Source organism: Streptomyces spororaveus (genome assembly GCF_016755875.1).
Taxonomy (GTDB): Bacteria; Actinomycetota; Actinomycetes; order Streptomycetales; family Streptomycetaceae; genus Streptomyces; species Streptomyces spororaveus.
Window position 1 is genome coordinate 1,919,956 of the sequence record NZ_BNED01000005.1, and the last position, 23,537, is coordinate 1,943,492.

General features: G+C 72.3%; 21 protein-coding genes and 1 pseudogene. 9 read left to right on the top strand and 13 right to left on the bottom strand.

The features are described from left to right. Window positions 1–23: 23 nt before the first annotated feature. From Sspor_RS11410 to Sspor_RS41075, 3 genes and pseudogenes are all read right to left on the bottom strand, one after another. Window positions 24–1,775, bottom strand: a complete 1,752-nt coding sequence (locus Sspor_RS11410; protein ID WP_202203603.1) for a hydrogenase maturation protein — start codon at window positions 1,773–1,775, stop codon at window positions 24–26. Window positions 1,776–1,970: 195 nt separating this feature from the next. Beyond that, window positions 1,971–2,108, bottom strand: a pseudogene (locus Sspor_RS11415) (IS5/IS1182 family transposase); the annotation flags it as partial. Window positions 2,109–2,322: 214 nt separating this feature from the next. Further along, window positions 2,323–2,457, bottom strand: a complete 135-nt coding sequence (locus Sspor_RS41075) for a hypothetical protein (RefSeq protein WP_266816209.1) — start codon at window positions 2,455–2,457, stop codon at window positions 2,323–2,325. A gap of 180 nt (window positions 2,458–2,637) precedes the next feature. Here Sspor_RS41075 and Sspor_RS11420 point away from each other — a divergent pair, with 180 nt between their 5' ends. After that, window positions 2,638–4,539 (top strand): tetratricopeptide repeat protein, encoded by a 1,902-nt coding sequence (locus Sspor_RS11420; RefSeq protein WP_202198975.1) that lies wholly within the window; start codon window positions 2,638–2,640, stop codon window positions 4,537–4,539. Between the two features lie 195 nt (window positions 4,540–4,734). Here the strand turns inward: Sspor_RS11420 and Sspor_RS11425 are convergent, their stop codons facing one another. Beyond that, window positions 4,735–4,875, bottom strand: coding sequence for a hypothetical protein (locus Sspor_RS11425; RefSeq protein ID WP_202198977.1), 141 nt, complete (start codon window positions 4,873–4,875; stop codon window positions 4,735–4,737). Between the two features lie 371 nt (window positions 4,876–5,246). Between Sspor_RS11425 and Sspor_RS11430 the strand changes: the two genes are divergently transcribed. The 3 genes from Sspor_RS11430 (at window position 5,247) to Sspor_RS11440 (ending at window position 9,852) form a co-directional block, all read left to right on the top strand. Continuing rightward, window positions 5,247–6,413, top strand: a complete 1,167-nt coding sequence (locus Sspor_RS11430; RefSeq protein WP_202198979.1) for an alpha-lytic protease prodomain-containing protein — start codon at window positions 5,247–5,249, stop codon at window positions 6,411–6,413. Between the two features lie 404 nt (window positions 6,414–6,817). Next, the gene (locus Sspor_RS11435) at window positions 6,818–8,077 is read left to right on the top strand and encodes a glycoside hydrolase family 16 protein (RefSeq protein ID WP_202198981.1); all 1,260 of its coding nucleotides are present in this window, start codon (window positions 6,818–6,820) and stop codon (window positions 8,075–8,077) included. 110 nt (window positions 8,078–8,187) lie between these two features. After that, the gene (locus Sspor_RS11440) at window positions 8,188–9,852 is read left to right on the top strand and encodes a glycoside hydrolase family 64 protein (RefSeq protein ID WP_202198983.1); all 1,665 of its coding nucleotides are present in this window, start codon (window positions 8,188–8,190) and stop codon (window positions 9,850–9,852) included. Here Sspor_RS11440 and Sspor_RS11445 read toward each other — a convergent pair. From Sspor_RS11445 to Sspor_RS11485, 9 genes are all read right to left on the bottom strand, one after another. Continuing rightward, window positions 9,849–10,301, bottom strand: coding sequence for a carboxypeptidase regulatory-like domain-containing protein (locus Sspor_RS11445; protein ID WP_202198985.1), 453 nt, complete (start codon window positions 10,299–10,301; stop codon window positions 9,849–9,851). The two genes, Sspor_RS11440 and Sspor_RS11445, sit on opposite strands and share 4 nt — an antisense overlap. A gap of 183 nt (window positions 10,302–10,484) precedes the next feature. Then, window positions 10,485–11,783, bottom strand: a complete 1,299-nt coding sequence (locus Sspor_RS11450; RefSeq protein ID WP_202198987.1) for a hypothetical protein — start codon at window positions 11,781–11,783, stop codon at window positions 10,485–10,487. Between the two features lie 213 nt (window positions 11,784–11,996). After that, the gene (locus Sspor_RS11455) at window positions 11,997–12,551 is read right to left on the bottom strand and encodes a DUF3995 domain-containing protein (RefSeq protein ID WP_202198989.1); all 555 of its coding nucleotides are present in this window, start codon (window positions 12,549–12,551) and stop codon (window positions 11,997–11,999) included. After that, on the bottom strand, window positions 12,548–13,081 hold the full coding sequence (locus tag Sspor_RS11460) for a hypothetical protein (protein WP_202198990.1): 534 nt from the start codon (window positions 13,079–13,081) through the stop codon (window positions 12,548–12,550). The genes Sspor_RS11455 and Sspor_RS11460 overlap by 4 nt, the downstream gene beginning before the upstream one ends. 149 nt (window positions 13,082–13,230) lie before the next feature. Further along, window positions 13,231–13,611 (bottom strand): hypothetical protein, encoded by a 381-nt coding sequence (locus Sspor_RS11465; RefSeq protein ID WP_202203604.1) that lies wholly within the window; start codon window positions 13,609–13,611, stop codon window positions 13,231–13,233. A 67-nt stretch (window positions 13,612–13,678) separates the two neighbouring features. After that, window positions 13,679–14,182: a hypothetical protein gene (locus Sspor_RS11470; RefSeq protein WP_202198991.1), complete on the bottom strand. Its 504-nt coding sequence runs from the start codon at window positions 14,180–14,182 to the stop codon at window positions 13,679–13,681. A gap of 315 nt (window positions 14,183–14,497) precedes the next feature. Beyond that, window positions 14,498–15,517, bottom strand: coding sequence for a TolB family protein (locus tag Sspor_RS11475; RefSeq protein ID WP_202198992.1), 1,020 nt, complete (start codon window positions 15,515–15,517; stop codon window positions 14,498–14,500). After that, entirely contained in the window at window positions 15,514–16,908 is a 1,395-nt protein-coding gene (locus Sspor_RS11480; protein ID WP_202198993.1) for an MFS transporter, read from the bottom strand. Before Sspor_RS11480 ends, Sspor_RS11475 begins: the two co-directional genes overlap by 4 nt. Window positions 16,909–17,036: 128 nt before the next feature. Further along, on the bottom strand, window positions 17,037–17,948 hold the full coding sequence (locus tag Sspor_RS11485; protein WP_202198994.1) for a glycosyltransferase family 2 protein: 912 nt from the start codon (window positions 17,946–17,948) through the stop codon (window positions 17,037–17,039). A gap of 372 nt (window positions 17,949–18,320) precedes the next feature. On the opposite strand from Sspor_RS11485, the gene Sspor_RS11490 reads away from it, so the two are divergent. Genes Sspor_RS11490 through Sspor_RS11510 form a run of 5 tightly spaced genes read left to right on the top strand, consistent with a single transcriptional unit; the run spans window position 18,321 to window position 23,517 of the window. Next, window positions 18,321–19,430 (top strand): Gfo/Idh/MocA family protein, encoded by a 1,110-nt coding sequence (locus tag Sspor_RS11490; protein ID WP_202198995.1) that lies wholly within the window; start codon window positions 18,321–18,323, stop codon window positions 19,428–19,430. A 58-nt stretch (window positions 19,431–19,488) separates the two neighbouring features. Continuing rightward, window positions 19,489–20,484 carry an NAD-dependent epimerase/dehydratase family protein gene (locus Sspor_RS11495; protein WP_202198996.1) on the top strand — a complete coding sequence of 332 codons (996 nt, stop codon included), beginning with the start codon at window positions 19,489–19,491 and terminating at the stop codon, window positions 20,482–20,484. Beyond that, entirely contained in the window at window positions 20,481–21,635 is a 1,155-nt protein-coding gene (locus tag Sspor_RS11500; RefSeq protein ID WP_202198997.1) for a DegT/DnrJ/EryC1/StrS family aminotransferase, read from the top strand. The genes Sspor_RS11495 and Sspor_RS11500 overlap by 4 nt, the downstream gene beginning before the upstream one ends. Then, window positions 21,632–22,405 (top strand): NeuD/PglB/VioB family sugar acetyltransferase, encoded by a 774-nt coding sequence (locus Sspor_RS11505; RefSeq protein WP_202199009.1) that lies wholly within the window; start codon window positions 21,632–21,634, stop codon window positions 22,403–22,405. Before Sspor_RS11500 ends, Sspor_RS11505 begins: the two co-directional genes overlap by 4 nt. Continuing rightward, window positions 22,402–23,517 (top strand): DegT/DnrJ/EryC1/StrS family aminotransferase, encoded by a 1,116-nt coding sequence (locus tag Sspor_RS11510; protein WP_202199011.1) that lies wholly within the window; start codon window positions 22,402–22,404, stop codon window positions 23,515–23,517. The genes Sspor_RS11505 and Sspor_RS11510 overlap by 4 nt, the downstream gene beginning before the upstream one ends. Window positions 23,518–23,537: the final 20 nt, after the last annotated feature.

The window sequence follows — 23,537 nt, forward strand, 5'->3', positions numbered from 1 at the left end:
CTGCCTCACCCACACCTTTCTTGCTAACAGCAGTCCGGCCCGGGCGCCGCGTCAGGTGCGGCCAGTCCAGTGACATCGCGCGGACTGACGGGCGACCCGCCCGGACGGCCCGGGGTGGACACTGGGCGCTCCTTGCGGACGAAGGCGCGGCGCAGGGCGTGGTAGGGGGCGCCGGGGTCGAAGAAGGTCCGCCGCATCTCGGCCAGCTCGGCCCGGCGGTGGTCGGCCAGCGGCCGCTCGGCCTCGTCGCGCTCACGCGCGGCCTTCTTCGCGGCGATGCGGGAGGCGGTGGCGGGCAGGGCGGCGAGACGGGCCGCGAGGCGATCCGTCTCGCCGGTGAAGGCGCCGGGCGGGCAGCGGAGCGTACGGTCGACCAGTCCGAGCCCGAGGGCGGCGGCGGCGCTCAGCGGGAGGGCCTCGGTGGTGAGGCGGTCCGCGAGGGCGGGCCCGACGCGGCGGGGCAGCGTGTACGTCCAGTACTCGGAGCCGTGCAGGCCCATCAGACGGTAGTGCGGGTTCAGGACGACGCCCGAGCGGCACCAGACCTCGTCGGCGGCGAGGGCCAGCATGACCCCGCCCGCGGCGGCGTTGCCGCCCAGCGCGCTGACCACGAGGCGGTCGGTGGTGGTCAGCACCGCCTCGACCAGGTCGTTCATGGCGTTGATGTTGGCCCAGGACTCCTCGGCCGGGTCGGCCGAAGCCTCGATGACGCCGAGGTGGATGCCGTTGGAGAAGAAGTCGCGGCCACCGCCGAGGACCAGGACGGCCGTGGGGCGGGTGAGGGCCGTCCGGTAGGCGTCCAGCAGACGGCGGCAGTGCGCGGTGCTCATCGCGCCGCCGGGGAAGGAGAACGACAGGAAACCGGCCTGCCCCTCCTCGTGGTAGCCGATGTCGGACCAGGCCCGGTGGTGGGGGCCGTGGGGGCCGCTGTGCGGGGGTGCGGGCACCTCGGGAAGCGGGGGCAGCCGGTCCGCGAGCGCCAGCGTGGCGGGCAGCCTGGGCGTGGCCGGACCGCCGGGCCTGCGCGGGGCGCGCAGCTCCGGGATCCAGACGGCGCCGTCGGTGGTGGCCCGGCAGAGCGCCCCGTCCCGGGTGGCCAGCAGCTCTCCGGGGCGCCCGCGCAGCCGCTCCTCGCGGTGCCCGCCGTGCAGGTACCAGTCGCCGCCGAGCAGTTCGTCGCGTACACCGGGCTGCGAGTCGGCGGCGCGCAGCGCGCGCAGGACCCCCTCGGTGGTGTCGCCCGCCCAGTCGATCCTGCGGTCCTCCTGGCGCAGGAGCGGCCGGGCGCGGCCGCCGGCCTGGGGCCGCGGGGTGTACGTCCCGGAGGCGAAGCGTTCGACCGCGAGCAGGACGGCCTCCAGGGCCGCGTCGGCGATCTCGCCGCGGTAGAGGTCGCTCTTGCCGACGGGCGGTACCGGGCATGCGACGCTCGCCCATACGTCGCCGGCGTCCATCTCCGCGTTGGCCTGCAGGACCGTCACCCCCCACCGGGACTCACCGTCCTGGATGGCCCGGTCGAGGGAGGAGGGGCCGCGGTCACCGACCGGTCCCGGGTGGACGACCAGGCAGGTGTGGGCGGCCCAGACCTCCTCGGGGATGGCGGTGCGCAGCATCGGGGCGATCACGAGGTCGGGGCGGTGGCCGCGGACGGCATCGGCCAGACCGGCACCGGGCAGGGCGAGTTCGACCGCGACCCGGTGGCCGTGGTCGCGCAGCTCGGCGTGGACTCGCTGCGTGAGGCTGTTGAACGCGCTCGCGACGAGCAGGACGTACAAGTGATCTCCCAGCGGCGGTCGGAGCCGCGTGTGCACGGTGTCCGGCCTGGTCGGCGGCCGTGGCCGGAAGATGACCGGCCGCCTGAGATGGTCGGGGAGATCCGGCCACCGACGGCTGAGGCCGCGCGGCGGCGTCACCCGAAAGCGCGGCTTCGGGCGCCCGCTCGGCCCTAGGCCGTGTCCGCATTGCCGGTTGGGGAGCCGTAGTCGCAGGCAGGCGAGGGTGACCAGGGATTTGCAGTGGCGGGCTCTTTTGCCGTAGCGGGTGGCGAGGGCCTTGTTCTGCTTGATCCGGTTGAAGCAGCGTTCGACGACGTTGCGGCTCCGGTAGGCCTTGGGACACCTTCCGCAGCTGTCCGGGCACGGAGCCCGCCGGTCAGCCCGCAATGGCCACCGCCGCCGCCGCGGCTCCTCCCGTTCGGGACCGGCAGTCGGGTGTCCTCACCGGAGCAGCCTCCGCCCGCCGGACCCGCCCCGGACCATCAAGCCGGAACACCATGGGGTCCCGGCCGCTGTTGCAGTGGCCGGGACCCCACGGCGTCAGGTCTCACTCCTTGCCTGACTCGTCTCCGTTGCCGGCTCGGTCGGCCTCGCGGCGGGCACGGCGAACCTCAAGGGCGATGGTCAGCGAGGCGCCGAAGATGGCGAGGACGTCGGCGGCGATGGAGAGGAACTCGTTCATGGTCTGCCCTTTCGGTTGGGTGGTTCGACCGCTGGGTGTTGCGGCGGCCGGGAGCAGACGATGGCCGGAAGTTGTTTTGTACGGACCTCCGGGGGCGGACATCGCAGGTAAGTTCCGGATGAACGGGCTGTTGTCCAGGACGGACTGAACAAACCAGCGGGGAACGACGGGGGCGAATCGATGGCGGAGACGAAGAAGCGCGGGCGCAGGTGGGCGCCGATCCACCCCGTCAACACCCATGCCGGACACCTCGCGCAGTTCCTGCGCCACCAGGTAGACACCTCCGGCAAGACCCTCGCCGTGCTGGCAGGAGAGGTCGGGTATTCGAAAAGCCAGGTGAGCAGTCTGCTGGGCGGGCGGATCCCGCCCCGGCGCTTTGTCATCGCGCTCATCTCCGCGACTGTGCCGAACCCGCTGCACGAGCGCCGGCAGGCCGAAGCCCTGAGGCTCTTGCACGACGCCGAGCACCCGCCCCGCACTTCGGCCTCCACGGTGCCGGCGCAGGCCGGCGCCGTCACTCTCGCGCAGACACAGGCCGATCAGATCCAGGTGTACGAGCGGCTCACACGCGCGCTGGAACAGGAAGGCGAACTACGGAAGGCGGCGGAGAACTCGGCCCGCCTGATCTGGGTGCTCCTGGGCATGGTCAACCGGCTCGACGACCGGGTGCGTGTCCTGTCCGGGGAGCGCGACCGGCTCGCCCGTCAGGTGGCGGGCGGAACCGTCGAAGCCGCCGAAATGCGGTTGATCCGGGCCGAGGAACAGAAGGCCAAGGCGGAGTCGGAACTGAGGCGGGCGGAAGAGAAGAAGAAGCAGGCCGAAAGCCTCGCCGACCGCCTCCGAGAAGAGATCGAGGTGCTCACCGACGAACTCGACCGGCTCCGCGGTGACGGACCCTCACCCCACGACGACCTCCCCCGCCAGGACGTCCGCTTGTATGAAGGACCCACGGGCGATGCGGAGGCCGACGACATCGACACGGCACTCGCCAGGGCTGCCGCGGTCAACGACGAGGACTCCGACACCATCGACCGGATCAGCACCGAGATCACCGGCGGTCCCGCCATGGTCGAGACAGTGCCCGTCATTGTTCCGGACAATGCCCCGACCAGCCCGGACGTGGCGAACAAACCGGCTGCACAGCTCAAGCAGGAAGCAGAAGCAGCCGCCGAAAGCGGCAACGCCGCCGAGGCCGCGTTCCTCTACGGCGCCCTCGCCACGCTCACCTCCGCCTACCTCGGTGCCCGGCACACCGACAGCCTCAACCATCGCGACTTCCACGCCGAGTGGACGGGTGAGGCCGGCGACCCGGCCACCGCACGCGACCTCCACGCCAACCTGATCGAAGACCACACCCACGCCCTCGGACCCGACCACGAACACACCCTGACCAGCCGCAACAACCACGCCTACTGGACGGGTGAGGCCGGCGACCCGGCCACCGCACGCGACCTCCACGCCGCACTCGTCACCGACCGCACCCGCATCCTCGGACCCGACCACGAACACACCCTGATCAGCCGCAACAACCACGCCAACTACACAGGCGAGGCCGGCGACCCGGCCACCGCACGCGACCTCCACGCCGCACTCGTCACCGACCGCACCCGCATCCTCGGACCCGACGACAACGACACCCTGCTCAGCCGCCACAACCACGCCCACTGGACGGGTAGGGCCGGTGCCCCGGCCACCGCACGCGACCTCCACGCCAACCTGATCGAAGACCACACCCACACCCTCGGACCCGACCACAAGGACACCCTGGACAGCCGCCACGAGCACGCCTACTGGACGGGTGAGGCCGGCGACCCGGCCACCGCACGCGACCTCTACGCCGCACTCGTCACCGACCGCACCCGCATCCTCGGGCCCGTCCACAAGGACACCCTGCTCAGCCGCAACAACCACGCCAACTACACGGGTGAGGCCGGCGACCCGGCCACCGCACGCGACCTCCACGCCAACCTGGTCGAAGACCTCACCCACGCCCTCGGACCCGACCACAAAGACACCCTGGACAGCCGCCACGAGCACAGGCGGTGGGAGAAGGAAGCGGGCAAACCGCCCCTGGCTGGCTAGGCTGGCCACAGCGGGTGTCGTCGATGTCCCTCGTGCTGCTGCCGCACTTGCAGGCCGTGGCGATGGGTGCGGCTGGCCGGATGGATCAGAGGCGTTTGCCCTGGTCCTCCGCGGTGAGCACGCCACCATGACGAGGAGAAGCTGCGCCTCGCCCTTGCCCAGGCCGGCCGTGTCCGTGACTGCCCTCAGCCGGCCTCACCGGACGTCGACGACGTCGGTGCGGTCGATGTGCCGGGTCGACGGGGACCATACCGCGGACGCGGGGTCGACGCGGCTGTGACGTTCGTCGAGGGGATCGGACCATCCCCGCAGGCGCGGGGTCGACTGGTCGTACATCGAAAGTATTTTCTGGGAGATCGTCAGGCTGCCCGGCTACGGTGCGGGCATGGTGATTGCCGCTGAGGGCGATGGCCCGGTCGGCGAAGACGTCGACGATCGGTAGGGCGGCGCGTTCGTAGCCGAAGGCGATCGCGGCGCGGCCCCGAACCCCCACCCCAACCGCGAGCGCGACCGCGACGTCGGTCAGGCCGGCGGCGAAGTCGGCCCTCGGCGCCGGGGACGGTCCTCGGTGGCCGAGCGGTCGCGTGGGGCCCGCCGCGGCGGAACCGGAGCTTGGTATGGACCTGACAAAAAGGGTCGGCTAGCGTAGCGCCCGACACTCTGTGAGAGCGCTCTCAAGCGTTCAATCCCCCACACCAGGAGGTCTCGTGAAACACACCACCCCCTTACGCGCCGCCGCCACCGCCCTGCTCCTGACCGTCGGCCTGGGCGCCGCCCCTACCGGCGTGGCGAGCGCCGTCCCGCTTCCGGAGCCCGCCGCGGCATCGTCCGCCGCAGCGCCGTCCGCCTCGGCCGGACTGCTCGACGCGATGCGCCGGGACCTCGGGCTCACCGCTTCCCAGGCCGAGGAACGGCTGGACGCAGAAAGGGCTGCGGCGGCCGTGGAGAAGACCGCACGGCAGGCCGCGGGTGGTGCGTACGGCGGCTCGTGGTACGAGCCTTCCACCGGCCGGCTCGTCGTCGCGGTGACCACCCGCGCGAAGGAGTCCGAGGCGCGGGCACTGGGCGCCGACACCCGCCTCGTCCGGCACAGCGCCGCCGCGCTGGACCGCGCCAAAGCGCGCCTGGACACTCTGCGCGCCCCCACCGGGGTGGCCGGCTGGCACGTCGACCCGCGGACCAACAGCGTCGTCGTCACGGTCGTACGCAGCGAGCGGGAAGCCCCCGCCGTACGGGAGTTCGTCGACCGGGCCCGGACCGGCGGCCCCGTCACCGTCGCCGAGACGGCGCAGGCGCCCCGTACGTACGCCGCGGGCACCGTCGGCGGCGACCCGTACTACACCGGCAACGTCCGCTGCTCGATCGGCTTCTCCGTGCACGGCGGCTTCGTGACGGCTGGGCACTGCGGGCAGGCGGGGGCCGCCGTGCGCGGCTGGGACGGGTCCGCGATGGGCACCTTCCAGGGATCCTCGTTCCCCGGCAACGACTACGCGTACGTCGGCATCCACAGCGGCTGGTGGACCGTACCGGTGGTGCTCGGCTGGGGCACCATCCCGGACCAGCTGGTACGCGGCTCCGCCGAGGCACCCGTGGGCGCCTCGATCTGCCGGTCGGGGTCCACGACGCACTGGCACTGCGGCACCGTCCTCGCCAAGAACGAGACCGTCAACTACAGCCAGGGCGCCGTCCACCAGATGACGAAGACCAGCGTCTGCGCCGAGGGCGGCGACTCCGGCGGCTCGTTCCTCAGCGGGGACCAGGCCCAGGGCGTCACCTCCGGCGGCTGGGGCAACTGCTCGTCCGGCGGCCAGACGTGGTTCCAGCCGATCAACGAAATCCTCGGCCGCTACGGCCTGACGCTGCACACCGCCTGACCCCGCACACGCCTGAGGCCGGCGGCGCCGCTCGTCGACGTGTCCGTGGTGTCGCGGACCAACGCCGGTGCACCGACCGACGGCTGCGCGGCGCCGGACACCAACGCGTGCACGAAGGACCGCGCGGAGTACCCGCGGTGGCCGTCCGGCCGACGATCACGTGCGGCTCCGATTCACCCCTCTGCGCATCAAGCCAGCCTTAAGAGATCGTTAAGCCGAAGACCATAAGAGAAAACCGCAGGTCAGAGGCGTGTGAAGAGTGACGCCTGACGTTGCCATGACGGTTACCCCTCCGTAATACTCGCCGTCACGGGTGCCATTGCGTCACGTGTGGGAGCGCTCTCATACCTCTCCTGTCACTCTTCACGACTCGCCCGGCCCTCCTCCAGACAAGGAACATGCCCATGGCTGCTGCTCATCGCGCACGCCGCCGCTCTCTCGGCGGAGTGGTGCTCCTCGTGGCCACCGCCCTGGTCGCGGCGGTGCTCATGTCCTTCACCCCTTCGGTCGCCCCGCACGCCGGTGCCGCGGTTGTCGCGCAGACCTGGTCCGACGAGTTCGACGGGGCGGCCGGCCGCGCTCCTGACGCCGCCAAGTGGACGCTTGAGACCGGCGGTTCGGGCTTCGGAAACCACGAGCTGCAGTACTACACCAACAGCACCTCGAACGCCGCGCTCGACGGCCAGGGCAACCTGGTCATCACCGCGCGGAAGAACACCGACGCCGGCCTCGGCTGCTGGTACGGGCAGTGCCAGTACACCTCGGCCCGGCTGAACACCGCCAAGACCTTCACCCAGGCGTACGGCCGTTTCGAGGCCCGCATCAAAATCCCCCGCGGCCAGGGCATCTGGCCCGCCTTCTGGATGCTCGGCAACGACCTCGGCAGCGTGGGCTGGCCCAACAGCGGCGAGATCGACATCATGGAGAACATCGGCCGCGAACCCAACACGGTGCACGGTACGGTGCACGGCCCCGGCTACTCCGGAGCGGGCGGCCTCGGCGCCGCGTACAGCCTGCCCGGCGGCCGCGCCTTCGCCGACGACTTCCACGTGTTCGCCGTCGACTGGAGCCCGAACTCCCTCGTCTGGTCGGTGGACGGCACGACGTACAAGACCCTCACGCCGGCCGACACCGGCGGCAACAAGTGGGTCTTCGACCACCCGTTCTTCGTCATCCTCAACCTGGCGGTCGGTGGGGACTGGCCCGGCAGCCCGGACGCCTCCACGTCCTTCCCGCAGACGATGACCGTCGACTATGTCCGCGCCTCCTCCGCCAGCGCCCCCGCCGCACGCCCGATGCGTGGTATCGGCGGCATGTGCGTCGACGTCGCCGGCGGCTCCGACGCCGACCGCACCCCCATCCAGTTGCACGACTGCACCGGCAGCGCGGCCCAGCAGTGGACCATCGGGGGCGACGGCACCGTCCGCGCCCTCGGCAAGTGCCTCGACGTCGCGGGCGGCTCCACCGCCGACGGCGCCGTCGTCCAGCTCTACACCTGCAACGGCACCAACGCCCAGAAGTGGACGTACACCGCCGCTCGCGACCTCACCAACACAGGTGCGGGCAAGTGCCTGGATGCCAAGGGCAACTCCTCCGCCGACGGCACCCGGTTGCAGACCTGGACCTGCACCGGCGCCGCCAACCAGAAGTGGACGGTCGGCTGACCCACCAGCCCCGCCGCCCTCCCTTCTCCCCCCGTCCCTGCGTCACACCGCTCCCCCGCCCGACCTCACGAAGAACGGACCCCACCGTGACGGCTCGCCACCAACGAACCATGCCCCGCAGAAAACTCCTCGCCGTCACGGCGGGCCTGGCTCTCGCCGTGCCCGCCGCGGCAGCCTGGCTCGAGATGAGCGCCAACGCCTCCACCACCGCCACGCTCCCCCTGGACCTGGTGAACGCCACCGGCAACAACACGGTGTACGCCTATGTGCTCGGCCGTGACCCCGAGGCCGGCGGCACCTGGGCCTTCATCCAGGCCAACGGCTCCAGCCTGTACCACCCGCCGGCTCCGGCCGACGATCAGACCCCGCTCGGGGTCGACTGTGCCATCCCGCTCAACGCGCCCGGCGCCGGAGCGCGGAGGGTGACGCTGCCGCGCCTGGACAGCGGCCGTATCTACTTCTCCGTCGGCACGAAGCTCACCTTCCTGGTGAACCGCGGCGGCGGTCTGGCCCTGCCGTCGGTGAGCAACCCCACCGACCCCAACACGAACGTCGCTCACGACTTCTGCGAATTCACCTTCAACAGCGACCAGTTGTACGCCAACATCACGTTCGTCGACATGGTCTCACTGCCGATCGCCTTCCAACTGGAGACCGGGCAGGGCACCCAGACGGTGCGCGGGCTGCCGGCCGACGGACTGTCCCGGGTCGCCGCCGCGCTGCGGGCCCAGTCCGCCGCCGACGGCAGCGACTGGAGCCGGCTGATCGTCACCGCGGGCGGCCGCGACCTGCGCGTACTCAGCCCCAACCTGGCCATCCGCGGCAACGGCGCCTTGTTCCGCGGCTACTTCGACGGCTACGTAGACGAGGTGTGGAACAAGTACCGCTCCACCGACCTGCGCATCGACACCCAGTTCACCTGGGGAACCGTCACCGGCCGGGTGAACGGCGACGTCCTCACCTTCCCCGGAGTCGGCAGCTTCGCCAAGCCGTCCACCCATTCGATCTTCTCCTGCAGCGACGCGCCCTTCACCACGGGCAACGACCTGATGGGCAATCTCAGCGCACGGCTCGCCGCCGCCTTCAACCGCACCACCCTGCTGGACAACCCCCACCAGCCGACCGCCGAGAAGCCCGCCGCCTTCTACACCCGGCCGCGCACCAACCACTACGCCCGCATCCTGCACAACACCACCCCCGACCAACTCGGGTACGCCTTCCCGTACGACGACGTTCACCCGGCCGGAGTCGACTTCGAGGGCAAGGTGCAGTCCGGCACCCCCGGCCGCTGGACCATCACGGTCGGCGGTGTGACCGGCGGCGGTACACCAGCCCCCACGCCGACCGCCACCGCCCCGGGCGGCGGGGTCAGCGCCTTCACCACCATCCAGGCCGAGGCGTTCAACGCCCAGTCCGGAGCACAGGTCGAGGCCTGCTCCGACGGAGGCGGCGGATCCGCCGTCGGCCATCTGTCCAACGGCGACTGGCTCAAGTTCTCGGCCGTCGCCTTCGGCTCCACCGGCGCCACCCGCTTCGACGCCCGCGTCGCTTCCGGAGCAGCCGGTGGAGTCAGCGGCCTGGTCCAGGTCCGCCTCGGCAGCCCCACAGCCACCCCGGTCGGCGGCTTCGCCGTCGCCAACACCGGCGGCTGGCAGGCCTGGCGCACCGTGCCCGCCGACATCCGCCGCACCACCGGAACCCACGACGTCTATCTGACCTTCGACAGCGGCCAGTCCTCCGACTTCGTCAACGTCAACTGGTTCTCCTTCGCCTAGGCCGTCTCGCTGAAGTGGTCCAGGAGCCGCTGCTGGAGACTGCTCAGCACCAGGCTGTGCTGCTTGAGCATCGAGAGGCGGTACGCGGCCGTGGGGGCGTACTCCTCGACCTCCTGCACGGCCGCGGCGATCACATAGCCGTTCAGCGCGTCCATGTTCCCCGCCGCGCCGTAATCCTGACCCGTGGGAAGCAGAGAGCGGTCCAAGGGGGTCTCGTCACTGGTGATCACGTTCGCGACCACCGACGGCTGCCAATCCCTGGCATTGGTGAGGGAGTGGTGCGTGTCGAACCGTACGGTGACCGTTTCACCTGCGGCGATTGCCACGCTGTACCGACCCTCTTCGTCGGTGAAGACGTGATCGATCTCCGAGAGGTCACTGCGATAGACGCTGACCTTGATCATGAAGATCGGACTCTGGTCGGAAACTGCTCGCACTTGCCCGAACATCCGGGTCTCCTCCCCGTCGGACTACCGCTGGAGACCACCCCTGCAATCCAGTCTGTCCGTGCCCCACCGCCGCCGCCAGTCGGACCGGTTCCGGCAGGACAGCCCCGAGTCGTCCCGTGCGGGGGCGTTGAACCGCCCCCGCACGGGACTCGCGGGCACCGGCACCGCGCGCGGCGTGTGCCGTTACGCCGAACGGCGCCGCCGGTTCATGGCGTACAGGGCTCCGCCGAGCGTCAGGGCCACGGCGGCGAGTCCGCCCGCGGCCAGCGCGGCGGATCCGGTGTTGGCCAGGTTGCCGCCGGTGCCGCCGTTCGGGCCCGGGATGTTGCCGGTGCCCGGGGCGGTGCTCGCGGAGGCCGAGGGCGAGGGCGAGGCGGAGGCCGAGCCTGACGGGCTCGGGGAGGCCGAGGCCGAGGCGGACGTCGACGGCTCGGGCTGCTGCCCGCCGGCCGGTGTCACGGTGATGGTGAGCCCGGCCGTGTTGTTGCCGAGGTCACGGTCGATGTCGGCGATCTTGAGATGGCCGGGACCGCGGTCGGCCTTGTACCGGTACTCGCCGTGGTACGTGCCCGGCTTGACCCACGACTCGATCTTGAAGATCCCCTTGACCGAGCCGCCGGTCCCGCCGAACACCCGGCGCCCCTCCGGGCCCGGGCGGCCACTGACGAAGCTGATGCCGGGCGGCAGTGCGAACTCCGCTTCCACCACGCTGTCTTCGAGGGCCGTGGTGGCGACCGAACCGGTGCCCTTGATCTGCCAGCCCGGGTCGAGCAGCACCTGGCCGCCGGCCGGGCCGCTGCCGACCGCCCCGGTCACGGTGAAGTCGGGCTGGTTCGCGGGGTTTGCGACCGGCACCTCGCGACCCCAGAAGCTCCACTCCTTGAACGGCTCGGACGGTGCGACCTTGACAGCGGCAGCGGTTCCCTTGACCCCGCCCTGCTCCGGCTTGTAGATCGGCCGGCCGCCCGGGGTCCAGGAGACGTAGAAGAGGTCCCGCCACAGCTCCGGGGTCGCGGTGACGTTCAGCCCCGTTTCGAGCCGGTAGTACTTACCCGGCTCGAAGGTGCCGGTGAAGCTGCAGAACAGGTATTCGTCACGGTACTCCCGTACGGGGTCGACCTTGAAGTGTTCGCAGTTCGACGGCCGTTCCTGGGCATTCAGTTCCAGGCCCGGCGGCAGGTGGACGCCCAGCTCCGCCCCTTGGACGGGCTTGTCGCCGGTGACCTTGAAGCCCAGACGGAGGCTCTGCTTCTGGCCGTTCTCGACCGTGGTGTCGAGCAGCTCCTCGGAGGTGACGAGACCGTCGAGCTGGGCCGGGTCGCCCGCGGGCCGGTTCGGGCCCTTCTCACCGACCGCGGGGACCGGCGCCCCCGGGCTCGGCACCGGCGCTGCCTGGGCAGTGGTCGCGGGGCCCAACACCACCGTACCGGCGGCCAGAGCCGCTCCGATCCGCCACGCTGAAGTGCTGTACTTGCGGTTCAACCGCATCAAGATGGTCCCCCTCGTGTCACGGGTCGGGCGTTCGAACACGCCCGACTCCTGTACGACCGTCAAGGGGCCTGATCGGTTGCCCGAATGATCAAGAAATCGGCGGGCGGGATCTCGACGACCGTTGCTCCGTAAGGGCGTTGGGCGCGCGCGATGTCCGCGCGGCCCGCCCGAACCGTCCCCGCCCGAGTCCCCGCCCGGCCGGACTCACGGGCGGACAGGGGGCCGGCGCACCGGGGTGGCCCATGCGGTCGCACCCCACAGCAGGCCCCACACCAGGAAATAGGGAGACCAGAGCAGCAGGTCCACGCGGGACAGACTGCGCGCGACCTCCATGTCGGACGGACCTACGTGAACGCTGCCCGTCAACACCATGACGTCACCGATGAAGCCGAACCCCAACACCCCGCACGCCCGCGACACCATGAGGCATCCGATGATCCACATCGGCACGGTCAAGAGCCGGCGTGGCAGCACACGTCCCCAGGGCCGCACCGTGGCGAGCGCCGCCAACGCGCCCACGACGACCAGGCCGACCGAGATCCAGTGGCCGGCGATCGTGCCGGGGGTTTGCGCGACGAGCTCCTCACGCGCCGACCGCGGCAATGGGGCACTGGAGATGAGCGCCGTGCCGCCCAGCGCCCAATAGAGTTTGAGCGTCCCGTAGCCGGCGAGGGTCCAGACACACGTCGCGTAGGCGGCCCATCGCCGTACGGACGGGGTGCGGCGCGTCGCAGGCCGCGTGTCCACCACCTCCTTCATGTCGTGTCCCGCCCCGTGTCCGCCGCGGCTGTGGTGTCCAGTCCCAGGCGACGGGTGCAGATCCAGGCCATGGCCAGCCAGAGGCAGAGGGCGGCGACGCCCTGGACCGCGGCCCACGGCGACCATCCACCGGGACCGGAAGGGAAGAGGACTTCCCGGACCACGTGGATCTGACTGACCGCCGCCAGTGCGCCCGTCGCCCACAGCCCGAGGAGGAGCAGCGGGCGCGGTGCCAGACCGCCCCACGGCCGTACGGCGGCGAGCGCGATCGCGGCGGAGAGCAGACCGAGCAGGGCCAGCGTCCACTGGGTGAGCGCGACGTCCGGCGTCTCGGCGTACTGCGAGGCGCTCACCAGTGGCCCACCGGGAATGCCCAGGCGCCCTCGGGTCGCGTAGTAGCCCTTCTCCACCACGTAGACCAGTTGGGCGAGAACGGACAGGTACGCGGGCCACGCCCATGCAAGGGCCACCGCGGTCGGGCGGCGCGCGGGCCGCCACCGCCGAGCGGCCTCCATCGCCTTCGTGTTCATGCGCCCGTCACCTGCCTTGGGCCAGGGAAGCTCGTCATGCGTTCACGATCACGCCGACACCCGCGTCCGGTCTTCATGCCCGGGAATGAGCCGTCTCCCCCGCGCGAGGGAGACGCGGAGGGAAGGCCCGGCAGGGCTCGGGGACGGGCCTATGCGGTGTAGTCCTCGATGCCGATGGCCTTCGACAGGTCCTTGTGGGCCGGGCCCGGTTCGCCCTGGCGTTCGCCCTGTTCCAGGAGGGCGGCGGCGATGGCGTCGAGTTTGCGCTGGATCGCGTGCTCGGCGCGGCGTTCGGAGTTCTTCAGCAGGGCCAGGAGCAGCAGGGCGACCGCGCCCATCGCGTCGCCGAGCAGGTGCTGCCAGCTCACGTCCAGGTGGGCGAGGTGGACCGCGACGAAACCGGCCACCAGCAGGACGCAGAACACGGAGAAGACGGGCGAGCTGGTGAAGTTCGAGGCCAGCTCCGCCAGCTTCTCGAACCGTCCGAGCCGCCCCTGGCCGCCCTTCTTCGCGGGATGTTCGAAGGCCATGTCCTGCACGTGCCCGCTCATGCCGCGTCCCATCCCCTCCGGGGCGGTCAAGCACCCGGCCGGGCGCTCACTTCGCCCGGACGGACGCCCACAGGCTGACGCTCCACACGTCCCCGTGGCCCGCGTGGCGGCCCCGCCCCTCCTCCTCGTCGTCCACGACGATCACCGAGACGCCGGTCGCCTCCGCCCGGTGCTCCAGGAAGCCGCCCTGGTCGCCGACCTGGAGTTCCGGGGCTCCGGGGACGCGCGCGAGTTCCTCCCGCACGGCCTCCCAGGCGACGTACCGGGGGAACTCGACCTTCATCGTCCGGGCCCATTCCTTCGCCATGGGCCGGCCGGACGCGAGCCGGTGCAGCTCGATGGAGCAGCCGGACATCACCCACTCGTCGCCCGGGTTGAAGTAGAACTCGACGAATCCGTAGTCGCGGCGCAGCGACGCGCCTTCCTCGTCGACCACGTCGACGAAGCGGTGGCGGACGGCCCGGTCGACCTCGCCGAGGGTGGAGCCGATGCCGATCCCGTGCAGGCGGCCGGTCCTGAGGAACGAGGCGAGGAATTCGATGCCGGTCACGGTCGCCTCTCCGTTGTGTCGATCAGTCCGTGCGCGTCCGCCGGCAGGGATCATCGCACGTTCCGTTTCCCGGCTGCCCTTGCACGCCGCGGTCCGGCGGTCGAGAGGCCGGGGCCGAGGACGGCGCCACGGTCCGGGTCCGGCTGTACCGCAGGCCCGGCGAACCGTCGGCGCCCGTGCTCGTGTGCACACCTGCCATGGGTACGAGGGCCGTCTCCTACACGCCCCTGACGGAGGCCCTCGTACGGGCGCAACGCCGAACTCGTCGCGCGTGTGCAGGACTTCGCGGACCTGCTCTGACACCCCCGCCGGATGTCAGCCGAGGCGGGCCGGGGACGCGGCGCCGGGGGCCAGCAGCCGCGGGGTGCCACTGCCGTCGGCGGGCACGGTCCACAGGTCCGTGCTGTCGGCCGCGCCGTCGGTGGGCAGCCCGTAGGCGAGCGTCCGGTCGTCGAGCCAGGCGGCCTGGTCGTCCACGCTGCGCTTCTCCGCGAGCGCGTGCTCGCGCAGCGTCCCGAGGTCCATCACGTGCTCGCGCCAGAGCGAGGCCCCGGCCCGGACCCGCTTCTTGTAGGCGATGCGCGTCTCGTCCGGGGACAGGGAGGGGCATTCGACGTTCTTGGCGAGGGTCTTGACGCTGCGTCCCGAGATCGAGCCCTTGACCAGGTGGGTCTCACCGCCGGTGGAGACGGTGGCGTAGAAGGTGTCGTCGTCCTTGGAGAAGGTGACCCCCCAGAAGTTCACGTCCTGCGCGCGGTGCTCCCGGCCGTCCATGTCGATGGCGAACTCCTCCAGGTTCGCCTCCAGCTTCCCGGTGCGGGTGTCCACGATCGCGGTACGGGTGGAGAAGAAGGCGGCGCCGTACGACTCGCCGGAGACGAAGACGGTCCAGGCGGCGAACCGGCCGCTGGGCGAGACCCGGGCGCGGCTGGGGGTGCCGGCGAGGGGGAAGCTGCGCAGGGTGCGCAGTTCGGAGTCGACGATCAGCGCCTTGTTGTCCTGGGCGAGCGCGCCCGGTGTGGAGCGCAGGCACACGCCGGTGCCCGCGGCGGCGTAGAAGCGCTGGCAGGTGAGTTCGGAGGCCGTGCGCCCGGACTCGGGCGCGTCGGCGGGCACCGAGGCGACGGCCCCGCGGTGCGGGCCCTGGCCGCCGTTGAGGAAGGCCAGGGAGCCGGGCCGGGTGAGCGTGACGGCCCCGGCGGCGACCGTCGGGCCGCCCGCCGACGGCTTGTCGTCGCGGGAGGCCGAGCGCAGCACGAGCGCGGCGGCGAGGCCCCCGAGGAGCAGTACCGCCACCGCGAGTACGAGCAGGCGCCGGGAGTTCGACAGCGTCATCTGGGGGGCCTCACGCGCTTCGGGTCGGTTCGGTTCGAGTCGGTTCGGGCCTCCTGCGGCGCCGCCGGGCGCAGGACGAAGCCGGCGACGGCGGCGCAGCACAGCAGGCCGGCCGCGGCGGCGGCCAGGGCCGGGCCGGTGCCCCAGAGGGTCCAGGCTCCGCCGAAGGCCAGTGAGCAGCCGAAGCGGGCCAGCGCCTGGCCGGTGCCGACCAGGGCCATGCCGGTGGCGCGCAGTTCCCCGGGGACGGTGGCGGCGACGGCGGCGGGCAGCACCCCGTCGGTGGCGGCGTAGAACATGCCGTGCAGGGCGAGGACGAGGAAGGGCAGGGCGGGCCAGGCGGGAGCCCACAGCAGCAGCCCGTAGCCGGTCAGCAGGAGGGCGTGCCCGGTGAGGAAGACGGTGCGCCGGCCGATCCGGTCGGCGAGGGCCCCGGCGGGCACGGCGAGCAGCAGGAACACGGCGGCGGTGCCGAGCGGCAGGAGCGGGAACCACTGGTCGCCGATACCGGTGCGGCGCTGCAGGAGCAGGTAGACGAAGGCGTCGCTGACGGTGGTCAGGCCCAGCAGGACGGCGCAGACGGCCAGATTGCGCAGCCGGGGCAGGCGCAGCAGGCCGAGCGCGTCGCGCAGCCGTACGGGGGCCGGCCGGTCCGCGTCGGGGACGGCGGTGGCGTTGGCGGCACCAGCAGCAGCGGTACCCGTGGTGGCCGTGGCCTTCGCTGCCGCCTTCGCCGGGGTCGGCGCCGGGGCTCCGCCGGACGGGACGAACAGCATGAGCACCACGACGCCCAGTACGGCGACGCAGGCGCTGACACCGAAGACGGCGTCGTAGCCGTCGACCGTGACGCTCAGGATCAGGAAGGCCGCGAGCGGGCCGAGCAGCGCCCCGGTGGTGTCCATGGCCCGGTGCACGCCGAAGGCGCGCCCTTGTAACTCGGGTGGTGTGGACAGGGAGATCAGCGCGTCGCGCGGGGCGGTGCGCAGACCCTTGCCGGTGCGTTCCAGCGTGAGGATCACGCTGATCGGGCCCAGGCTGTGGGCGAGCAGCAGCAGCGGTTTGCACAGCGCCGACAGGCCGTAGCCGATGCCGGCGATCAGCTTGTGGTTGCGGACCCGGTCGGCGAGATGGCCGCCGGTCAGCTGCACGAGGGCGCTGACCCCGTTGTAGACGCCGTCGAGCGCCCCGAAGCCGAGGGGGCTCAGCCCCAGACCGGCGATCAGGTACAGGGGCAGGACGGCGGTGACCATCTCGGACGAGATGTCGGTGATCATGCTGACCGCGCCCAGGGCGAGGACGGTCGAGGCGACCGCCGGAGCCCGGACGGATCCCCGGCCCGGAGCGGTCTTCGCACCCTCGGACGCGGGCGCGGAACGGTCCGCGAGGTACATGTTCTGGGGCTCCCGATGCCGACGGAGTCGAGTTCACTCGAACGTGCGAGTGGAACCCTAATGGGTGTACGGGCCAACGGTGGGGCGTATGAACAGATGTGGCCGCACGCCCCCGGGCCGGCCGGGAATCAGCCCTCCCGGCTGCTCTCGTCCCGCAGCCAGGTGGAGAAGTCCTGGTCGCGAATGGCCTTCCGGGAACCCCGGCGGGCGGCCAGCGCGGCCACCACGAACACCACCACCCCCGGCAGCAGCGCCGGCCGGGCCCACAGCAGGGCACGCAGATCGGCCGTTCCGGTCCGCGCGGTCTGCTCGGACGCCCGCTCAGCCACCTGCCCGGGCCCCTGCTGCGGCGTCCCGGACGGCGTCTCGGCCCGCCGCGCCGCCCGGAAACGCTCGTACTCCGCCGAGGAGGTCGCCGCACGGACCTTCCGCCGGATCAGATCGGACCAGGTCCGCGGCGGCCGGACGATCACCCGGGCCTCCTCGACCACGCGCCGCTCCCCCGGCCCGAAGGCGAGGGACGCGGCCAGGTCGTCGGCCATCAGCGGGGGCAGCGCGGCGATCCGCGCGTGCCCCGGCTCGGTCACGGCGATGACCCCGCGGCCGAACAGCCCCTCGCGGACGGCGGGCAGCCGCTGCCACACCCGGTAGTACGCCCGTACCGGCCAGGCGCAGCCGCCCAGCGGGATGTCCCGTCCGGGGGCGGCGGCGAGCAGCTCCGGACTCCGGCCGAGGACGCCCACCAGGGCCCGTACGTCGGCGGCCCCGACGACGACGTCGGCGTCCACGTACAGCCGGGGGAAGCCCCGCGCGTGCTCGTCGCCGGCCCGAAGTGCCAGGTGTTTGGAGGGAGTCGGGATCTCGACCACGCGGACGCGGTCGCCGCGCTCGCCCGCCACGCGGGCGGTGTCGTCCGTACAGCCGTTGCACACCACGACGATGTCGGGCCCGGACACCGGGGTGGTGTCGGCCAGGAGCGCGTCGAGGAGCCGGCCGATGACCCGGCCTTCGTTGTGGGCCGGTATCACGATGCTGGTCACCCGGGCAGTATGCACGGTCGAACACCCGCGCCAGGCGATTACGTCAACTCTGCCCGGGGGTACGCCCGGTGGACTAGATTGAGCGGCGCCGACCGGATTCGGCACGCTTCGGCGACGCCGGTGTCCGGCATCGGGCAAGGGTCTTGGGCGGTACGGGTTCGGCTGCTTGTGGGGAACAGGCGGCCGGGCCGGGGGGCGAAGCACGCGCATCACGTAGGGCATCGGTTGTGGGGGGCCATCACCGTTGAGCAGGTCATGCACCGGACGCGTGGGCGTCCGGGCTGCCGTCGACGGCATTTCCCTCCATCACACGCTTCCCGGCCACGAGTTGGCGACACGCCGTCCGGCGTGCGCAGAAGGAAGGGAAACGCCGTGAAGGACACCGCGAAGGACGCGGGGCAGAGCGCGGATCAGGGCTCGGGCGCCACCGGCAAGGGGTCCGCCCCCTTAGGTGTCGCCGTGGTCGGCGCGGGCTACTGGGGCCCCAATCTCGTCCGCAACTTCCAGTCCAGTGACCAGTTCCGGCTGCGCTGGCTCTGCGACCTGAACGTGGACCGGGCCCGGCAGGTGCTCGGCGCGTACTCCACGGTCCAGGCGACCGGCGACTACGAGGCGGTTCTCGCCGACCCGGAGGTCGACGCGGTCGCGGTGGCCACGCCGGCGGGCACACACCTCGACGTCGCGCTGGCCGCGCTGCGGGCCGGCAAGCACGTGCTCGTGGAGAAGCCCCTCGCCGCCACGTACGAGGACGGGCTGCGGCTCGTGAACGAGGCCGAGGACCGCGGTCTCACGCTGATGTGCGACCACACCTACTGCTACACGCCGGCGGTGGCGCGGATCCGTGAGCTGGTCCGCTCCGGCGAACTCGGCGAGATCCACTACGTGGACTCGGTACGGATCAACCTGGGGCTCGTCCAGAAGGACGTCGACGTCCTGTGGGACCTGGCCCCCCACGACCTGTCCGTCCTGGAGTTCATCCTCCCGGACCACGTGCAGCCGGTCGCCGTCGCCGCCCACGGAGCCGATCCCATCGGGGCCGGCCAGTCCTGCGTGGCCTATCTGACGCTCCAGCTGAACACCGGCGCCATCGCCCACGTGCACGTCAACTGGCTCTCCCCCACCAAGGTGCGCACCACCATGGTCGGCGGGTCCAAGCGCACCCTGGTGTGGGACGACCTCAACCCCACGCAGCGCGTCGCGGTGTTCGACCGCGGCGTGGACCTGAGCGCCCCGCAGGAGATCGGCGCGGACGAGCGCCGGGACATGCTCGTCTCCTACCGGACCGGCGACATGGTGGCGCCCGCGATCGGCGAGAAGGAGGCCCTGCGCAGCATGGTCGAGGAGTTCGCCGCGTCCATCAGGACGGGACGGCCGCCGCTGACGGACGGCCGGGCGGGCCTGAAGGTGCTGGACATCCTGGAAGCCGCCTCCCGGAGCCTGGAGTTCCGCGGAGCGGTCGTCGGACTGCGCACCGGGCGTTGAGCCTCCGCGGTCCGATCACACGCAAGACCACGACCGAAGATTCAGTGGGGGCAGGGCGTTGAGCAGCGTACGAGGCAAGAGGATTCTGGTCACCGGAGGGGCGGGCACGATCGGCTCGCACCTGGTGGACCTGCTGGTGGACAACGGGGCACGCGAGGTCGTGGTGCTCGACAACTTCGTGCGGGGGCGGACCGCCAACCTGGCCCGCGCCCTGCCGAGCGGGGTGGTGGAGGTCGTCGACGGCGACATCCGCGACGTGGCCGCCGTGCGCAAGGCGACCGAGGGCGCCGAGCTGGTGTTCCACCTCGCCGCCATCCGGATCACCCAGTGCGCGGAGGAACCGCGGCTGGCGAACGAGGTCATGGTGGACGGCACCTTCAACGTGCTGGAGGCGGCCGCGGCCGCCGGGGTGGGCAAGGTGATCGCTTCCTCCTCGGCCTCGGTGTACGGCCTGGCCGAGCAGTTCCCGACCACCGAGCGCCACCACCCGTACAACAACGACACCTTCTACGGTGCCGCGAAGGCCTTCAACGAGGGGGTGCTGCGCAGCTTCCACTCCATGTACGGGCTGGACTACGTGGCCCTGCGCTACTTCAACGTGTACGGGCCCCGGATGGACATCCACGGCCTGTACACCGAGGTACTGATCCGCTGGATGGAGCGGATCGCCTCGGGCGAGCCGCCGCTGATCCTCGGGGACGGCCTGCAGACCATGGACTTCGTCGACGTCCGGGACATCGCGCGCGCCAACCTGCTGGCCGCCGAGTCGGACCTGACCGACGAGGTCTTCAACGTCGCGAGCGGCACCGAGACCAGCCTGCTCCAGCTCGCGCACGGCCTGCTGGAGGCCATGGGCGCCGAGGGCCTGGTTCCCGAGCACGGCCCGGCCCGTGCCGTGAACGGCGTCACCCGGCGGCTCGCGGACACCTCGCAGGCCGCGGAGCGCCTCGGGTTCACCGCCGGGATCGACCTGCGCAGCGGGCTGCGGGACCTGGTGGACTGGTGGCGGGCCGAGCGCGCCGCCGACGCGGCGGCCGCGGAGGCGGGCCGATGAGCACCCCGGGGGCCGCCCCGGCCCGGATCCCGGTGATGGTGCCCTGGCTGGGCGAGGAGGAGGCGAAGGCCGCCGCCGACGCGGTGCTCTCCGGCTGGGTGGCCCAGGGTCCCCGGGTCGCCGAGTTCGAGCGGGCCTTCGCCGAGCGGGTGGGCGCCGAGCACGGCATCGCGGTGAGCTCGTGCACCACCGCCCTGCACCTGGCCCTGATCGCGCTGGACCTCGGTCCGGGCGACGAGGTGGTCGTCCCCTCGCTGTCGTTCATCGCCACGGCCAACGCCGTGCGCTACGTGGGCGCCCGGCCGGTGTTCGCGGACGTCGAGGAGGCCACCGGCAACCTCACCCCGGCCACCGTGGACGCGGTCCGCACGCCGCGGACCAAGGCGGTGATCGCCGTCCACCAGGGCGGGGTGCCCGCGGACGTGCACGCGCTGCGCGCGGTGTGCGCCGACTGGGACGTGGCCCTGGTGGAGGACGCCGCCTGCGGGATCGGCGCGACGGTGGGCGGCAAGTCGGTGGGCCACGGCGCGCTGCTCGCCGCCTGGTCCTTCCACCCGCGCAAGGTGATCACCACCGGCGAGGGCGGCATGCTGACCACGGACGACGCGCGGTGGGCGGAGCGGCTGCGGCGGCTGCGCGAGCACGGCATGAACGTGTCCGCCGCGCAGCGCCACGCTAGCAGCAAGCCGGTCGTCGAGAGCTACCTGGAGGTCGGCTACAACTACCGGATGACCGACATCCAGGCCGCGGTCGGCCTGGTGCAGCTCGGCAGGCTGGACGAGATCGTGGCCCGGCGGCGCTCGCTGGCCGCCCGGTACACGGAGCTGCTGAGCACGGTCCCGGGGCTGCGCCCGGTCGGGGACCCCGGTCACGGCCAGGGCAACTTCCAGTCGTACTGGGTGCTGCCGGCCGAGGACTTCCCGGTCGGGCGGGACGAGCTGCTCGCGGCGCTCTCCGAGGCCGGGATCTCGGCCCGGCGCGGCATCATGGCCTCGCACCTGGAGCCCGCGTACGCGGACCACGGCGCGGCGCCGCTGCCGGTGACCGAGCGGATCAGCCGCGACTCGCTGATCCTGCCGCTGTTCCACACGATGACGCGGGAGCAGCAGGACCGGGTGGTGGCGGTGCTGCGCGAACAGGCGGGCGGATGAGCGGCCCGCCGCGGCGGACCGAGGACCTGCTGATCGTCGGCGCGGGCGGGTTCGCCCGCGAGACCGCCCAGGCGGTACGGGACACGGCCGCCGCGGCGGCCGCGTCCGGCCGTGCCCCGCGGTGGCGCCTGGCCGGACACCTCGACGACGATCCCGGCCTGCACGGCCGGGAGGTCGACGGGGTGCCGGTGCTGGGCGGCAGCCACCTCGTGCACGAGCTGCCGGCGGCCCGGGTGGTGGTCTGCGCGGGCAGTCCGCGCGACTACGCCGTACGGGCCCGTCTGGTACGGCGTCTGGGGCTGCCCGGCAGCCGCTACGCCACGGTGGTCCACCCCACGGCGGTGGTCTCGGGGTCCTCGCTGCTCGGCGCGGGCTCGGTCCTGCTCGCGCACTGCGTGCTGACGGCCGCCGTCCGCCTCGGGTCCCACGTGGCGGTGATGCCGCACGTGGTGCTCACCCACGACGACCGGGTCGGGGACTTCGCCACGCTCGCCTCCGGGGTACGCCTCGGCGGCGGGGTGCGGCTGGGGCGCGGGGCGTACGTGGGCGCCGGTGCGCTGGTGCGCGAGGGCACGACGGTCGGCGCCTGGTCGCTGACCGGTATGGGAAGCACGGTCCTGGCCGATGTGCCGCCCGGTGAGGTGTGGGCCGGAAGCCCCGCCCGCCGGCTGCGCGCGGCGGGTGGCCCGGCGCTCGACGAGCTGCGGGCCGATGGCGAGGAGACGGCCGGCCGGTGGCCGGAGACACGGATGGGGAGCACTGTCGTATGAACCAGATACCGCTCGTCGACCTGAAGGCGGCGCACGCCGAGGTCGCCGGGGAATTACGGGCAGGATTCGACCGTGTGCTCGCCGACACGGCCTTCATCGGCGGTGCGGAGGTCCGCGCGTTCGAGCGTGAGTACGCCGACTTCGCGGGGGTCGGGCACTGCGTGGGGGTCGCCAACGGCACCGACGCCCTCGAACTGGCCCTGCGCGCGAGCGGGGTGGGTGTCGGCGACGAGGTGGTGCTGCCCGCGAACACCTTCATCGCCACCGCGGGGGCCGTGGCCCGGATCGGTGCCCGGCCGGTGCTCGCCGACTGCCTCCCCGACACCCTGCTGATGGATCCGCGGGCCGCACTGGAGGCCGTGGGACCGGCCACCCGCGCGGTCGTCCCCGTCCACCTCTACGGGCAGTGCGCGGACACCGCGGCGCTGGCGGCCGGACTCCCGGCGCACGTGAAGATCGTCGAGGACGCCGCGCAGAGCCAGGGCGCGACCCGGGACGGACGCTCCCCCGGCAGCGGGGGCATCGCCGCGACCAGCTTCTACCCGGGCAAGAACCTGGGCGCGTACGGCGACGCGGGCGCGGTGGTGACCGACGACGAGGAGAGCGCGGACCTGGTCCGGGCCCTGGCCAACCACGGCGGCATCGCCAAGTACCGCCACGACGTGGCCGGTTTCAACAGCCGCCTCGACGGTCTGCAGGCCGTGGTCCTGCGGGCCAAGCTGGCCAGGCTCGCCGAGGGGAACGCGGCCCGCCGTGCCGCCGCCGCCCGCTACGACGAGCTGCTGGGCGACCTCGCCGCCGCCGGGCGGGTCACCCTGCCGGTCACGGCCGAGGGCAACGTCCACGTATGGCACCTGTACGTGGTCCGGGTCGCCGGGGCGGACCGCGACGCCGTCGTCGGCAAACTCAACGCGGAGGGGATCGGCGCGGGCGTGCACTACCCGGCGCCGGTCCACCTGACCCCCGCCTTCGGTCATCTCGGCCACGGCCGGGGCGACTTCCCGCACGCCGAGCAGGCCGCGGACCGGATGCTCTCGCTCCCCCTCTTCCCGCAGATCACCGCCGAACAGCAGCGGCGGGTCGTGGACACGCTCCGCACCGCCCTGCGCTGACCCCACGCGCTCACGCAAAC